This is a genomic window from Bradyrhizobium sp. WSM4873 (genome assembly GCF_055811355.1).
The window spans coordinates 89,241-103,630 of sequence record NZ_JBVVPS010000006.1; the positions used below are offsets into that span (position 1 = coordinate 89,241).

A 14,390-nucleotide genomic window follows, 5' to 3' on the forward strand; every position below is an offset into this window, starting at 1 on the left:
CAATTCAGCGGGCGCTTGCTGCCCGCGCGGCCTTCAGTTTCGCAAAATCCTCGCCGGCGTGATGCGACGAACGGGTGAGCGGGCTTGCCGACACCATCAAGAAGCCCTTGGTGTAGGCGACCTTCTCGTAGGACGAAAACTCATCCGGCGGCACGTAGCGCATCACGGCGTGATGCTTGCGGGTCGGCTGGAGATATTGCCCGATGGTCAGGAAATCGACATCGGCCGAACGCAGATCGTCCATCACCTGCTGCACCTCGTGGCGCTCCTCGCCGAGGCCGACCATGATGCCGGACTTGGTGAAGATGGTGGGATCGAGCTCCTTGACCCGCTGCAGCAGCCGGATCGAATGGAAATAGCGCGCGCCCGGCCGCACCGTGAGATAGCACGACGGCACGGTCTCGAGATTGTGGTTGAACACGTCGGGCTTCGCCGCGACGACGACCTCCAGCGCCCCCTCCTTGCGCAGGAAATCGGGCGTCAGGATCTCGATCGTGGTCGAGGGGCACGCAGCGCGGATCGCGCGGATGGTCTGGGCGAAATGCTCGGCGCCGCCGTCGGTGAGGTCGTCGCGGTCAACCGACGTGATGACGACATGGGCAAGCCCAAGCTTGGCCACGGCCTCGCCGACGTTCTGCGGCTCGGCCGCATCGAGCGCGTTCGGCATGCCGGTCTTGACGTTGCAGAAGGCACAGGCGCGGGTGCAGGTGTCGCCCATGATCATGAAGGTCGCGTGCTTCTTGTCCCAGCACTCGCCGATGTTCGGGCAGCCCGCCTCCTCGCACACCGTATGCAGGCCGTTGGCGCGCACGATGTTGCGGGTGTCGGCATAGCCGCGGGTGTTGGGCGCGCGTACGCGGATCCAGTCCGGCTTCGGCGGCGACGCGGAATCGGGCCGATTCACCTTTTCGGGGTGACGTGGGCGCAGCGGGTTCGAGATGGTATCGACAATAACGACCATAGGGTGTCCGGTCTGTTCTGGTCCTACCTAGTCGGTCTGGCCGGGCATCGCAACCCGGCTCGCCCCGCTTCAGGGAACATGGCAGATATGGGCAATATCCTGCTCTGTTCTCTGGCGATTCTCACCTCGAATGGCTCCAGTCTCGAAACCTTCCACACCCCGGCTCGGCAAAGCGCTGAAGCGTGCCTTTTTCGCACGCAGCGTCCACGAGGTCGCGCCCGACCTGATCGGTGCGACCATGCTGGTCGACGGCGTCGGTGGGATCATCGTCGAGGTCGAGGCCTATCATCATACCGAGCCGGCGGCGCACTCCTACAATGGCCCGACGCCGCGGAACCAGGTGATGTTCGGCCCGCCCGGCTTTGCCTATGTCTACCGCTCCTACGGCATCCACTGGTGCGTGAACTTCGTCTGCGAGAAAGAAGGCTCGGCCAGCGCAGTGCTGATCCGCGCGCTGGAGCCGACCCATGGCATCGCCGCGATGCGTCGGCGGCGCCATCTCCAGGATTTGCACGCGTTGTGCTCGGGCCCGGGCAAGCTGACCGAAGCGCTCGGCATCACCATCGCGCATAACGCCTTGCCGCTGGATCGTCCTCCGATCGCGCTGCATGCGCGGACGGAGGACGTCGAGGTGGTCGCCGGCATCCGGATCGGCATCACCAAGGCCGTCGAGCTGCCCTGGCGCTATGGCATCAGGGGCTCGAAGTTTTTGAGCAAGCCGTTCCCGAAATAAGCTTACGACGCTTGTTTGAGCCGCTCCAGCGCCTCGAGCAGCTTGGCCTTGCGGGCCAGCGCGGCCCCACGCTTCTCGCGCTCCTCCTCGACGACCTCCTCGGCCGCGTTGGCGACGAATTTCTCGTTGGCCAGCTTGGACTCGGCACGCTTGATGTCGGCGTCGGCCTTCCCGATCTCCTTGTCGAGGCGCGTGCGCTCGGCGGCGACGTCGATCACGCCCTTCAGCGGCAGCGCGGCGACCTCACCTCGCACCAGGAGCTGGACCGCGCCGTCGGGCGCACGGTCGGCGAAGGAGATATCCGACAACCGCGCCATGCGCTTGATGACGTCGCTCCAGCGTGGCGCGCGCTCCTTCGTCTCGGCCGAGGCGCCTGCGAGCACCAGCGCCGTCAGCGTCGCCGGCGGGATATTCATCTCGGCGCGCACCGAACGGATCTGCGTGACGAGGTCGATGACCCAGCCGATCTCGGCCTCCGCCGCGGGATCGGTGAAGTCGGCATGGTCGAAGATCGGCAGCACCCAAACCGGCGAGACGAGCGCGTCGGTCGGCCCCGTCGTCGCCGCGAGCATCGCAAGCTGCTCCGGCGTCGGCCCGGCCGGCTTCAGCGGCCACGGTGCCAGCGCGAGCAGACCGTCGCGCTTGGCCGTCACCTCCCAAAGCTCCTCGGTGATAAAGGGCATGAAGGGGTGCAGCAGTTTCAGGATCTCGTCGCGCGCCCATGCCACCATGGCGCGGGTCTCGGCCTTGGCAGGGCTGTCGGGGCCGAGCAGCACGGGTTTTGCGAGCTCGAGATACCAGTCGCAATAGACGTTCCAAACGAAGCGGTAGATGCTGCCGGCGGCGTCATTGAAGCGATAGGCCTCGATCGCCTCGGTCACCTCGCGCGTGGTGTGCGCACTCTCATGCGCGATCCAGCGGTTCAGCGTCTCCTTGACCTTCGCCGGCTCGAAACCCTCGGGCACGGCGCAGTGGTTCATCTCCGCAAAGCGCGACGCATTCCAGAGCTTGGTCGCGAAATTGCGATAGCCCTCGACCCGGCTGGTGGCGAGCTTGATGTCGCGCCCCTGGGCGGCCATTGCGGCCAACGTAAAGCGGAGCGCGTCCGCACCATATTGGTCGATCAGGCTGAGCGGATCGATCACGTTGCCCTTCGACTTCGACATCTTGGCGCCCTTCTCGTCGCGGACGAGGGCGTGGATGTAGATCGTCGAGAACGGCACCTCCTTCATGAAGTGCAGGCCCATCATCATCATGCGGGCGACCCAGAAGAAGATGATGTCGAAGCCGGTCACCAGCGCGTTGGTTGGGTAGTAACGCTGCACTTCCGGTGTGTCTGCGGGCCAGCCGAGAGTCGAGAACGGCCACAGCGCGGACGAGAACCAGGTGTCGAGCACATCCTCGTCGCGCGTGATGAAGCCGTCACGCTTGTTGCGGTCGAGCGCCATCTCGCGGCCCTGCTCGACCGTGATGACTTCCTGCTCGACGTAATAGCCGAGCGCGTGGCTGACGGCCTCCTCCTCGGTCTCGGCGACGAACACCTTGCCATCAGGACCGTACCAGGCCGGGATCTGGTGGCCCCACCAAAGCTGGCGCGAGATGCACCAGGGCTGGATGTTCTCCATCCATTCGAAATAGGTTTTTTCCCAGTTCTTCGGCACGAAGGTGGTTTCGCCCGAACGCACTGCGGCCATCGCGGGCTTCGCCAGCGTCTTGGCGTCGACATACCACTGGTCGGTCAGATAGGGCTCGATCACGGTGCCGGAGCGGTCGCCATGCGGCACCATGTGGGTATGGGGCTCGATCCGCTCGACGAATCCGAACGAGTCCAGCCGCTCGACGATGCGCTTGCGGGCTGCAAAGCGATCGAGCTTGTTGAACTCCTCGGCGAATTGCGAGGCACCTTCCGGCAGGTCGCGCAAATAATCTCCGTTGTCGAGGAGATCGACGCAACCTTCCTTGTCGATGACGCTGATCCGGGCGAGGCCGTGGCGATTGCCGACCTCGAAGTCGTTGAAGTCGTGCGCCGGTGTCACCTTGACCGCGCCCGAGCCCTTCTCCGGGTCGGAATAATCGTCGGCGACGATCCGGATTTTGCGGCCGACCAGCGGCAGGATCACGTTCTTGCCGACCAGCTTCTGATAACGCTCGTCGTCGGGATGCACGGCGACCCCGGTATCGCCGAGCATGGTCTCCGGACGCGTGGTGGCAACGACGATGAAGCTCGAGGGATCCTCGGGGCTGAAAGTCTTGCCCTCGATCGGATAGCGCAGGTACCAGAGGTGGCCCTTGACCTCGGTCTGCTGCACTTCGAGATCGGAAATCGCGGTGAGCAGCTTGGTGTCCCAGTTCACCAGCCGCTTGTCCTTGTAGATCAGGCCATCGCGGTGCAGCTCGACGAACACCTTGACCACGGCCTTGGACAGGCCCTCGTCCATGGTGAAGCGTTCGCGCGACCAGTCGCAGGAGGCGCCGAGCCGCTTGAGCTGGTTGATGATGGTGTCGCCGCTCTCGGCCTTCCACTGCCAAACCCGCTCCAGAAACTTCTCGCGGCCCATCTCGCGACGGCTGGGCTGCTGGCGCTCCATCAGCTGCCGCTCCACCACCATCTGGGTGGCGATGCCGGCATGGTCGGTGCCGGGCTGCCACAGCACGTCGCGGCCGCGCATGCGCTCGAACCGGCACAGGATGTCCTGGAGCGTGTTGTTGAGGGCGTGGCCCATGTGCAGCGAGCCCGTCACGTTCGGCGGCGGGATCACGATGGTAAAGGGCACCGCGTCGCGGCGGTCGGGGCGGCCGGCCTTGAAGGCAAGGCTGTCCTCCCACACGACGGACATGCGGGCTTCGATATCGGCGGGCTGGTAATTTTTCTCGATCATGGCGCTGTTAGAAAGCCGCGCACGGGGTCCAAGTCAACGGACAAGTCACCGGAAAGCCAGGCGGCATCAGGGCCTTCCGGTCGGGTCGGGAGGCCGAATATGACGCTCAAGCAGGGCTTTATGAGGGCCCTGCGGCCCGATCTACCTGCCTCCGCGCGATACCCGCTCGATTTCGGCCTTCACGATGCGTTCGACGAGGCCTGGCAAATTGTCGTCCAGCCAGGATTTCAGCATCGGACGCAGCATCTCCTTGACCAGATCCTCCAGCGTTCGCGCATTGCTGCTGAGCACCGTGTGGGCCAGGGAATTGAAGGCGGATTCGACCGCGGAGACCGTCGATTGCGCCAGGATCGGCTGTTGGGGCGGCGGTGGCGGCGCATCGAAGTCCACGGGCGCATAGGATGCCGGCGTCGGACGCGGGGGCGGCGATTCGGCGAATTCGAGATCGTCGCGCGGCTCGACCTTGCGAAAGCTCGGCGGCGGCGGAGGTGGCGTCGGCTCCATCGCCAGCGCCATATCGTCGGTCAATTCCAGAACGTCGGGCTCAGGTTCGGGCTCCGGCTCGGGAGCGCGGATTTCCGGCGCAGCCGTGGCCGTGTCGAGGCCCGCCAGCAGTGCGTCGATATCGTCCTGATTGTTGGATGCATCCGCCTCGGGTGCGGGGGCCGGCGGCGGCGCCGGCTTTGCGGCCGGAGGCGGTGCGGGCTTTTCGGCGGCCGGTTTGGGCGGCGCGACCTTGGATGGCGGAATATCGTTGATCGCCTGCGGCTTTGCCGGCGAGGCGGGGGCGGCAGCTTTCTCGGGCTTGGCGGCATCCGCCGGCGGCGGCTTGGCCTCATCGTCGGCAATGATGCGCCGGATCGAGGCCAGAATCTCCTCCATCGAGGGTTCTGTGACCTTTGCAGGCTGCGTCATCTCCGACTCCACATCATCAACGCCCTCGCATGCGTTGTTTTACACCAAGCACGACAGGATTGGCCGGTTCCGGATGGACGGCCCGCCATTTTCGTCACGGCAGCCCGACTTGTCCCCAGATGACGGCTCAACGTGCAGCGGTGCGCCCCTGCCCTCGGCATTCATGCTTTACGCACACGGCATCGGATGCAGAGCGAATCGACCTGCATCTTCTTGGCAAGGCTATGTCAGGGATTTTGATGATTGCAAGCAAAGCACCGGTCGGCCTCGGCTATTTACGATGCCGACCGGATGACTACGGGACTCTAGCGTCCGTCTGGCGTGCGTACGCCGGCCCAGCTGTCGCGAACCTGCTGGTAATGAACGCTGGGATCATAGACCGTGGTGTTGAGGCCGAGGACCTGCGGCGCGAGACGGCCGACCGCGTTGAGCACTGAATAGGACGCCACCACGCGGTCATGCTGGGCAGTGACGAGCGCCACGCGCGCGTTGACCAGCGCCTGCTGCGCGTTGAGCACGTCCAGCGTGGTGCGCTGGCCGGCCTTGGCTTCCTCGCGCACGCCGTTCAGCGCGATCTCGGAGGCCGTGACCTGCGCCTGTGCGGACTGCACCTGCGCCTTGCCAGCTTCCAACTGGCCCCAGGCCTGCACGACGTTGGCGCGGGTCTGATCGCGTGTGGTTTCGAGATTCAGACGCTGCTGCGCCAGGTTCTCTTTCGATTGCCGGATGAGCGCATATTCAGCGCCGCCCTGATAGATCGGCACCGAGGCGGTCGCGATGGCGGAAGCGGTCGTCGTTCGGAAGACCGTCAGGGTCTGCTGGTACGACTGGGTGATGCCAGCCTGAACCGTGAGGGTCGGCAGCAGCGCGCCTTCGTTGATCTTGACCTGGAGATAATTGACATCGATGCCGAACATCGAGGCCGTGACATTGGGGTTCTCCACCAGGCTGAGACCGACGGCGGAGGCGAGCGTCCCGGGCAGGAAACGATCGACCGGCGAGCCCGGCGCAAGGTTCGTCGGCTCGTTGCCGATGATCCGGCGGAAATTCGCGCGCGTCGTCGTGAGATTCGATTCGGCGGTCAGGGCCTGGGTCCTGCCGGCCGCGAGCTGCGCTTCGGATTGCGCCACGTCCGTGCGCGTCACCTCGCCGACATTGAAGCGATCGCGGGTTTGCTTGAGCGTCTGTTCGAGCACGCGCACGTTGCTGCGCTGAACTTCCAGGGTGGCGGAGTCTCGAAGATAATCCATGTAGCTGGTGGCAGCCTGCAACAGGACCGTCTGCTCGAGCACACGCAACGCCTCGCGAGATCCCGAGACCTGACTCTCCGCCACGCGCGTCCTGTTGGCGGTCTGATTGCCGTTGTAGAGCGTCTGGTTGATGGTCAGGCTGGCGCTATTGGGCTGAAGGGGCGGGTCGCTATGGATCGGCACAGCCTTCTGCGTCTGCTGAATATCCTGATACTGATAGCCGGTGCTGAGGTTGATCCCGACCTTAGGGCGATAGCCCGAGAGAGCCTGTGGCACGTTCTCGTCAGTCGAGCGCACCTGGGCGCGCTGCGCGTTGAGCTGCGGATTGTTCTGATAGGCGCGCACCAGCGCAGCCTCGATCGTATCCGCCAAGGCAGGCGTCGGCGCGGCGAGCGCCAGCAGCAGGACCGAAACCGCTGCTCCGGTGAAGAGCTTCACCCCATGCATCCAAAAATTCCGTTCATTCTAACGCCCGGCTCGTGCCCGCGAGCTGGGTTACCGTCTACGAGTGGAGTCGCTGCCCCGCCGCAACATAGGACGCGGTCAAGCGCGACGGAACTACCTGAGGGGTGTTCTCGGTGGAAACTCTTCACGTGCAGCATCCCGGCCACACTTCTGATTCAGAACGGGATTTTACCGGGCTAAAGCCGCTATCGGGCCGTCAGAAGACGAAAGCGGCGGCCCGTTCCAGCCCGGGAAGGACCGGGGCCGCGGCATCGAACAGCGCCCGATGGCCGAATTCGCCGTGAGTATGGGTCACGATCATGGCTCGCGGCGGCCTGGATTCGGCCGAGACCCCCACCAGGCGCCCACCCTCCTTGAGCTGCCCGAGCAGCCCTGCCGGCGTCACCTCGGTGGCGCCGTTGAGGACGATCACATCATAGGGGCCAGCAGCGGGATCACCCTCGGTGCAGACCGCGGCCTTGCAGGCCACGTTGGCGAGCCCGAGGGCGGCGATGGCGTCGCTTGCCTTCTTGGCCAAGGCCGAATCGCATTCTGTCGCGATGACCTGACGCGCAAGCTTGGCGGTCAGCGCGGCGAGATAGCCCGTGGCGCAGCCGACGACCAGCACGTTGTCCTCCTCACCGATCTCGGCGGCCTGGAGCAGCTTGCCGGTCAGCTGCGGCTTGATCAGGAACCGCTTGGCGCCGCCCTCGCTGACGTCGAGATCGAGGTCGAGATACGCCAATGCCTGCCGGCTGGCTGGCACGAAGGCCTCGCGCGGAACCGTGAGCATGGCGTCGAGAACACGACGGTCGGTGACGTCACTGGTGCGCACCTGGCCATCGACCATTTTTAGGCGCGCCGTCGAGAAAACGGACATTTGCGGACCCTGCAAGGCGGACGATGCCGCGGACGAAAGTTGGCGGCATCTTTGGAACAGGCCCTGCGAAAACGCAACATGGCTTTGGCCCGCGAACCGGGCCCTTCCGCAACTCGCAACGTCGAGGGTGAGCCGGCCTACTCGATCGTGACCGCGAGGCGGCCGATCAATGCGGCGACTTCATCAAGCCGTGCCGAATCGTGGGTCTCGACCGCGCGCGCCAGACAGGCGAGGCATTCGTCGTCGCTGAGTTCGGGGATATCCGCCGGCAGAATGGAGGGAGCCAGCGGGGAACGGTCGACCTGGATGTCTCGCATGGGAATCAGCTCCGTAAAGGACCGGCCTCTGGAAGCTCGATTTCAATTGAGTCGTTTTGGCGTCGCCGCGGAGGATGCAGGCTCGCCACGGTACACATCTAGTTGAGGATTTGCCGCAACGAGGTCGCACGCCAGATCAGAGTCTGGACGCAAGCCGTTGACAATAAAGCGGAATTTGGCTCCCCGGGCTGGATTCGAACCAGCGACCATCCGATTAACAGTCGGATGCTCTACCGCTGAGCTACCGAGGAAAAGGGCGAACCCGTCGTTCGCGCGCGGCTGCGTATAACAAAGCCGCTTGCGCTTGCAAAGGACGAATTCGCTATCTGGCACATTGCGGGGAGGAAGGGCACGCGGCCCCTCCTCCGCCCGGCCTCAGGTCAAGTTACTCGGCGACGAACGAAGTGGTCTTGGTGCCGGAATCGTAGCGCAGCCGAAGCGCGGTGAACTTGCAGAGGTTGACGTTCTTCCAGAGCACGGTCTCGTCATAGTTCTGCCAGTCGACGCGGACGTTCCAGACGCATCCTTCGTCGTCATCGTCGAACTCGACATAGGTGCTCGCCTGGTTCTGCAAAACCTTGTCCAGCTCGTTGTCCCATTCGTCCATGCCATCGTCCGGGGCGTTGAAGCCCAGGAATTTGATGGCATAGCCGGTCTCGTTGACGACAGTGACGTTGCGGGCGTCAGCCGCGAACGACGGCGCGGCGGCAATCGATAGACCGACCGCGATCAGTGCAGACAGAAAATACTTCATATGAAATTCCCCCGATCGAAACGGGCTTTCGGTGCCTGACGTCGATCGGCGCAGGCGCCGCGGCAACCAGTGGCGTTGCCTCGAAGGATTCGTCGGAGGCGCAATCGAAAGGTTCAAGACACGATCGATCCGCCTCCGCCTCGTTGCACGACGCGAGACGCGCAACGAACGACTTCTTACCGATTCGAATTCTCCGCAGCAATGAACCGACATTCATAGATCGGCGTCTTGTTGTCTCCGGCGCCGGCACAGTGCGGAATGTGATTTTCGTTGCAGGCACAGCTTCACACCCTCGCGACGCATCTCGCCCGAGCTTTGCTTCGTCTCGTACACCCTCCTCGTCAGAGGGCGCAGGGAAGACCGGGTGCCGGCTGGCACCCACGGTCCACTGTGCGAAGGTTGCGCTACAAGAGGCTGCACAGCGGCATACAGGTGAAGCCCAACACACGGCCTTCCCTGCGCAGTGGTTTGACGGCTTATGCCGAGCTCTCCCCGGGGAGCGATGCACTATTGCCCCCGTCGCCTTGCGGATGGCTGATGCGCCTGCCCGGTCGGGCAGCCCACATCACCACAAGACTTGACGCACAGACCCCGGGCGTCAGGACGACACGGTTTTGCCGTACGCTAATAACACCGGTCGTGTGCGCGACGCTTTCGCTCACGGTTTTGCCGCCCTGCGAAGCCCTTCGCGCCGATGTGACTAGCGTCCACCGTAGCTCACCCCACGTTTCGTGACGATCGCGATACGCCCTCTGACCGGGATGAGGTGGCGACAAGATGCGATAAATCAGAATTTCTGTAAAGGCGAATATTTTCGCGCGGAAGGATTGCCCCGCAGTTTGGGTGTTTTGCCCGTCGGGCAGCACAAGGGATTGTAGTCCAGATGGAGCGAAGCGTAATCCGGGGCCCTGGATCCGCGGAACGAATCCCGGATTGCGCTTCGCTCCATCCCGGCTACGGGCTGTCGCCTTACGGCCTCCCGCACACCAGATCGATCTCGATCAGTGCGTCGTAAGCCAGTCCGGTGACACCGACGCAGGTGCGGGCCGGCAGGCGGTCCGGCGGAAAGAACCCGCGATAAGTCTCGTTCATCGCGGTGTAGTCTTCCTTGAAACGCGTGAGATAGATGCGTGTCATCACGACGTGTTCGAGACCGAGATCGACGCCCGCCAGGACCACCTTCAAATTCTCCATCACCGCCCTCGTCTGCGCGACGATGCCGTAAGGCAATACGCCCGGTGTTTGCGGCGTGTCCGGCATCTGGCCGGTGACGAAGACAAAAGCGTCGGTCTCCACCGCGTGGCTGAAGGGCGCGACCGGCTTCGGTCCGCCGCTGATCATGTGGAATTTCACTGGGGTTCCTTGTACCGGCGCGTCTCTTAAGGGAAGGTTTGAAACAGGCGCTTGCTGATGATCGCGTGCACGCCCCAATTGCCGTCGACCACCTGCGTAACGCCGAAATCGACGGCGGCCGACATCAGCGCGATCGCCTCGTCCTCGCTCAGCCCCTTCACGTTCATCAGGAAGCGTCGCATCTTGCGAAACGCATCTTTCATGGCGAGGTCGAGCGAGGACTTTGCGTAGACCTCGCTCTGGCCCTGCGCGCCGAACTCGGCAAGGTAGTTGGGATGGCTGAATCCGGTCAGGACCCAGTCGGACTCGGTCTCGATCAGGGGATAAGACAGATCGGCGAAGGGCTGACCTGCAAGGTCGGCCTTCTTGTGCAGGATCACCTCGAACGTTCCGGTCATCGAGCATTCGATCGCGGTGCCGCTCAATTCGCCGTCACCTTGCGTGGCATGGGGATCGCCGACCGACAGCAATGCGCCGGGAACGGAGACCGGAAGATAGACGGTCGCCCCCTTCCCCAAGCGCCAATTGTCGAGATTGCCGCCGAAATAGGACGGCGGCACGGAGTCGATGAAATCGACCTCGCGCGGCGCCACCGCGATCACGCCGAAATGCGGGCGCAAGGGAATGCGGACGCCGTCGAGCACGGCGTGGCGGCGCTTCACCGTGCCGGGCAAGACCGGAACGCCGGGATAGTCATAAGTGGCGTGCACCACGCCAAACGGGTCGGTCTGCGGCTCCCAACGGTAGGAATACAGCGCGCGGGCATGCGGCGCGTCGGTGTCGTCGAAGATTTCGTAGATCGTTACGACCTCGCGCGGCTTCGGCCCCGAAAGAAATTCGTCGTAATGATAGCCCCACCAGGCAGCAACCGAGGAGCCGAACACGCGCCCTGAATGTTCCCGATGACGACTTGCGCGCGGTACGATGTCGAGGATCCGCACTTCCAGCACGTCGCCGGGCTGCGCGTCCTTCACCGACACGGGCCCCGTGCAGATGTGCACGCCAAAGCCTTCGCCGGCGCCGCGCCCGAATATGCTGGCATCCATCGGGCCTGCGCCACGGCGATCAACGTTCTTCCTCGCCTTGGTCCAGCCGAATACGCTTTCGGCGGCCGCATCGCCCGCGATCATCAGCTCTGGATCGTCGGAGGCGTGCTGTGTCAGCGTTTCGATCGTGATGGTATCGCCCGAATTGATCTCCATCTGCGGCTGTAACGCTCGACTGAAATATCCCCAATGAACACGGTTGGCTTCGATCGGAAGATGATGATGCTTGCGTTCGGCCGTTCTCGGCTCATCGATGTCGGTGCGGGCGAGATTGCCGCGCGCCTCGGCGCTCGCCTGGTGGACGCGAAGCTGCGCCAGCGCATCCTGTGGCCAGCCGCGCTGACCAATTGTCCCGTGCTGCGTCGTCGCCCGCTCCGCTTCCTGCTGGCGAAACTCGCGCGGCGGCAGCCCGAAGCGATGGCGGAAGGCGCGGCTGAAATGCGCGGAATCACCAAAACCATAGGCATAGGAGATCTCCGAGATCGAACGATGCGCCTCGGACGGATTGGACAGATCGGCCCAGGCGCGCTGCAGCCGCCGCTCGCGCACGTAGTGAGTAAAGTTGTCGCCGACCGTCTCGAACAGCTTTTGCAGATAGCGCTCGGAGATTCCTTCGGCCTGCGCGACGCGCGCCGGCACCAGTTCGGGATCGTCGAGGCGGCGTTCGATGGTCTGGCAGATCCGGTGCAGGAGTGCCGACTGCGTCGCGCTCGATCCGGCGTCCGACGTCGAAGCCGCCAATTGATGGGCGAGCGTCAGCAGAAGATCGACGAGCGACTGCGTGACCGTATTCCATTCGGCATCGCTCAGCGTGTCGAGCGTGCGCGCGGTCGCGTCCAGCAAGCGCGCGAAGACGTCGGCAAAGCCGCTGGGCGGAACGACCCTGGGTCGGCCCAGCCGCGGCCTGCCCGAGAGGCGGCCGTGCAGCGCCTCCGACGTCACCGACAGCACGATGGCGCGCATGTCGCGCTGGAACACGATGCTCCAGTCCCCGCTCCGCGGCAGCAGCACGAGATGGCCCACCGGAACGATGCGATGGCCGCCGGCGCTCTTGAGCACCATGCCGTCTTCGACCGGCATCAGCGCTATCGGCAGGTCTTCGTTGGCCTGCGAACGCGGACCGATGGTCTGGGCGCCGGCCGCCATGCGCGTCAGCGCAACGCCTGCGGCGTGGCGATGTGACGCCGTTGCGTGCCCATCCAGGAAGGAATGGCCTGCCGCCGGCTGCAGGCCGACCGCTGCCAGCACGTCCCGCCAGGCTTCGGGGCGGTCGTCTTGCGCGTAGGACTCGCTCGTGAAGGGACGGAAGCTCATCGGATCGACCCAGATTGCAGTGGATCGAAGCAACCTCTGTGCCAGACGCAATTGGTCGTCCGTCGCCGCGACGGGCTGCAAATGACGGTCTTTGGTCACGTCCTCATCCTGGAAACGATCTGTTCTTCAAAGTGTTGGAGCGGGATGTCAACGTCGAGTACGATGTGTGGGCTGGATGGGGCGAAGCGTAATCCGGGGCCTTTTGAGTTCGCTGTGACAAACCCGGATTGCGCTTCGCTCCGTCCGGGCTACGGCCCATCAGTCGCACCGGAAGATGTTCTTGCGGATCGTGCCGTGGACGCCCCAATTGGCATCGACCACCTGGGTGACGCCGAAATCGGCGCCGACCGACAGCAGCGAGATCGCCTCGTCCTCGCTCAAACCGTGCACGGTCATCAGGAACCTCCTGAGCTTGCGGAACGCGTCGCGCATCGCACGGTCGAGACTCGAGTGATTGGCAATCTCGGTTTGTGCGTCAGCGCCGAGCGCAGCGAGGTAGTTCGGATAGGTGAAGCCGTAGAACGACCAGGCCTGATCGGTCTCCAGCATCGGATGGTCGAGACCCTCGAGGCTGGTGCCGGCGAGATCGGCCTTCTTGTGCAGGACGAACTCGAAATCGCCGGTCAGTGAGGTTTCGATCGCGGTGCCGCCAAGCTCGCTGTCGCCTTGCGCGGCGTGGGGATCGCCGACCGAGAAAAAGGCGCCGGGGACCGCGACCGGATAGAACATCCGCGCGCCCTTGCCGATGCGCCAGTCGTCGATGTTGCCGCCGGTATAGCTCGGCGGGATCGAGCTGACGAAATCGGCCTCCGACGGCGCGAGCCCCATAGTGCCGAAATGCAGCCGTGCCGGCACCTTGACGTTTGCGAGGATGTTCTCGCGCTTCTTGATGGTGGCGTGATCGACGCGCACGCCGGGATAATCGATGGTCGGATGCACGATGCCGTCAGGATCGGTCTGCGGCGTCCAGACGTAGTTGTAGACCGCCTTCGCGCAGGGCTCGCCTGACGTGTCGAGCTCGAAGATGGTGACGACCTCGCGCGGCTTCGGCTCCTCGATCAGATCGTGATAGTGAAAGCCCCAGTTGGCGGCGACGTTGGAGCCGAAGCAGCGCCCGGCATGACAGGCGCTGCAGCTCGGCCGCGGCCTGATATCGAGGATGCGCACTTCGAGGATGTCGCCGGGCTCGGCGCCTTCGATCGCCACTGGACCAGTGAGGAGATGCACGCCGATCCCCTCGCCTGCGCCGCGAATGAAGGGGCCCTCGACAGGACCGGAGCCGCGCCGCGCGACTGCCTTGTGCTCGCGCGTCCACTGGAACACGCTCTCGGCGCCGGGATCGCCCTGGATCATGCGCTCGTAATCGTCGTTGGCGTGGTGGGTCAGGGTCTCGATGGTGGCGCGATCGCCCGAGCGCAGCGTCAGGGCCGGCGCGACCTTCTTGGAGAAATAGCCCCAGTGGACGGTCTTCGGCGAAACCGGCAGCGTGAGATGCTTCATGAGGTGGCCTCTTCTGGAAACGCGGTCTTGAACGTCGTGGGTGC

The 14,390-nt window shown here is 64.2% G+C and carries 11 protein-coding genes and 1 tRNA gene; 1 reads left to right on the forward strand and 11 read right to left on the reverse strand.

The window, feature by feature from the left end; all coding sequences use genetic code 11:
* Positions 1–4: 4 nt before the first annotated feature.
* On the reverse strand, positions 5–961 hold the full coding sequence (gene lipA / locus AC0L21_RS11435; RefSeq protein ID WP_007591147.1) for a lipoyl synthase: 957 nt from the start codon (positions 959–961) through the stop codon (positions 5–7).
* A gap of 130 nt (positions 962–1,091) precedes the next feature.
* Here lipA and AC0L21_RS11440 point away from each other — a divergent pair, with 130 nt between their 5' ends.
* Complete coding sequence (locus AC0L21_RS11440) at positions 1,092–1,694, forward strand: DNA-3-methyladenine glycosylase (protein ID WP_473261318.1); 603 nt, start codon at positions 1,092–1,094, stop codon at positions 1,692–1,694.
* A 2-nt stretch (positions 1,695–1,696) separates the two neighbouring features.
* On the opposite strand, the gene AC0L21_RS11445 is transcribed toward AC0L21_RS11440, so the two are convergent.
* From AC0L21_RS11445 to AC0L21_RS11490, 10 genes are all read right to left on the reverse strand, one after another.
* Entirely contained in the window at positions 1,697–4,573 is a 2,877-nt protein-coding gene (locus AC0L21_RS11445; protein WP_473261321.1) for a valine--tRNA ligase, read from the reverse strand.
* 141 nt (positions 4,574–4,714) lie between these two features.
* Positions 4,715–5,488, reverse strand: coding sequence for a PopZ family protein (locus AC0L21_RS11450; protein WP_473261323.1), 774 nt, complete (start codon positions 5,486–5,488; stop codon positions 4,715–4,717).
* A gap of 305 nt (positions 5,489–5,793) precedes the next feature.
* Entirely contained in the window at positions 5,794–7,185 is a 1,392-nt protein-coding gene (locus AC0L21_RS11455) for a TolC family outer membrane protein (protein ID WP_247296776.1), read from the reverse strand.
* Positions 7,186–7,399: 214 nt separating this feature from the next.
* Positions 7,400–8,062: a protein-L-isoaspartate O-methyltransferase family protein gene (locus AC0L21_RS11460; protein ID WP_473261325.1), complete on the reverse strand. Its 663-nt coding sequence runs from the start codon at positions 8,060–8,062 to the stop codon at positions 7,400–7,402.
* 137 nt (positions 8,063–8,199) lie between these two features.
* Positions 8,200–8,379, reverse strand: coding sequence for a hypothetical protein (locus tag AC0L21_RS11465; protein ID WP_007591158.1), 180 nt, complete (start codon positions 8,377–8,379; stop codon positions 8,200–8,202).
* A 176-nt stretch (positions 8,380–8,555) separates the two neighbouring features.
* Positions 8,556–8,630 (reverse strand) — tRNA-Asn (locus AC0L21_RS11470).
* A 134-nt stretch (positions 8,631–8,764) separates the two neighbouring features.
* Positions 8,765–9,133: a hypothetical protein gene (locus AC0L21_RS11475; RefSeq protein ID WP_473261327.1), complete on the reverse strand. Its 369-nt coding sequence runs from the start codon at positions 9,131–9,133 to the stop codon at positions 8,765–8,767.
* A 969-nt stretch (positions 9,134–10,102) separates the two neighbouring features.
* Positions 10,103–10,486, reverse strand: coding sequence for a RidA family protein (locus AC0L21_RS11480; RefSeq protein WP_473261329.1), 384 nt, complete (start codon positions 10,484–10,486; stop codon positions 10,103–10,105).
* Positions 10,487–10,512: 26 nt separating this feature from the next.
* Positions 10,513–12,846: an acetamidase/formamidase family protein gene (locus AC0L21_RS11485; protein WP_473261648.1), complete on the reverse strand. Its 2,334-nt coding sequence runs from the start codon at positions 12,844–12,846 to the stop codon at positions 10,513–10,515.
* A 258-nt stretch (positions 12,847–13,104) separates the two neighbouring features.
* Positions 13,105–14,346, reverse strand: coding sequence for an acetamidase/formamidase family protein (locus AC0L21_RS11490; RefSeq protein ID WP_473261331.1), 1,242 nt, complete (start codon positions 14,344–14,346; stop codon positions 13,105–13,107).
* Positions 14,347–14,390: the final 44 nt, after the last annotated feature.

Excerpts from the sequence above, each read along its gene's own strand:
- lipA (WP_007591147.1), bottom strand. The coding sequence starts at position 961 with ATGGTCGTTATTGTCGATACCATCTCGAACCCGCTGCGCCCACGTCAC.
- AC0L21_RS11440 (WP_473261318.1), top strand. The coding sequence starts at position 1,092 with ATGGCTCCAGTCTCGAAACCTTCCACACCCCGGCTCGGCAAAGCGCTG.
- AC0L21_RS11445 (WP_473261321.1), bottom strand. The coding sequence starts at position 4,573 with ATGATCGAGAAAAATTACCAGCCCGCCGATATCGAAGCCCGCATGTCC.
- AC0L21_RS11450 (WP_473261323.1), bottom strand. The coding sequence starts at position 5,488 with ATGACGCAGCCTGCAAAGGTCACAGAACCCTCGATGGAGGAGATTCTG.
- AC0L21_RS11455 (WP_247296776.1), bottom strand. The coding sequence starts at position 7,185 with ATGCATGGGGTGAAGCTCTTCACCGGAGCAGCGGTTTCGGTCCTGCTG.
- AC0L21_RS11460 (WP_473261325.1), bottom strand. The coding sequence starts at position 8,062 with ATGTCCGTTTTCTCGACGGCGCGCCTAAAAATGGTCGATGGCCAGGTG.
- AC0L21_RS11465 (WP_007591158.1), bottom strand. The coding sequence starts at position 8,379 with ATGCGAGACATCCAGGTCGACCGTTCCCCGCTGGCTCCCTCCATTCTG.
- AC0L21_RS11475 (WP_473261327.1), bottom strand. The coding sequence starts at position 9,133 with ATGAAGTATTTTCTGTCTGCACTGATCGCGGTCGGTCTATCGATTGCC.
- AC0L21_RS11485 (WP_473261648.1), bottom strand. The coding sequence starts at position 12,846 with ATGAGCTTCCGTCCCTTCACGAGCGAGTCCTACGCGCAAGACGACCGC.
- AC0L21_RS11490 (WP_473261331.1), bottom strand. The coding sequence starts at position 14,346 with ATGAAGCATCTCACGCTGCCGGTTTCGCCGAAGACCGTCCACTGGGGC.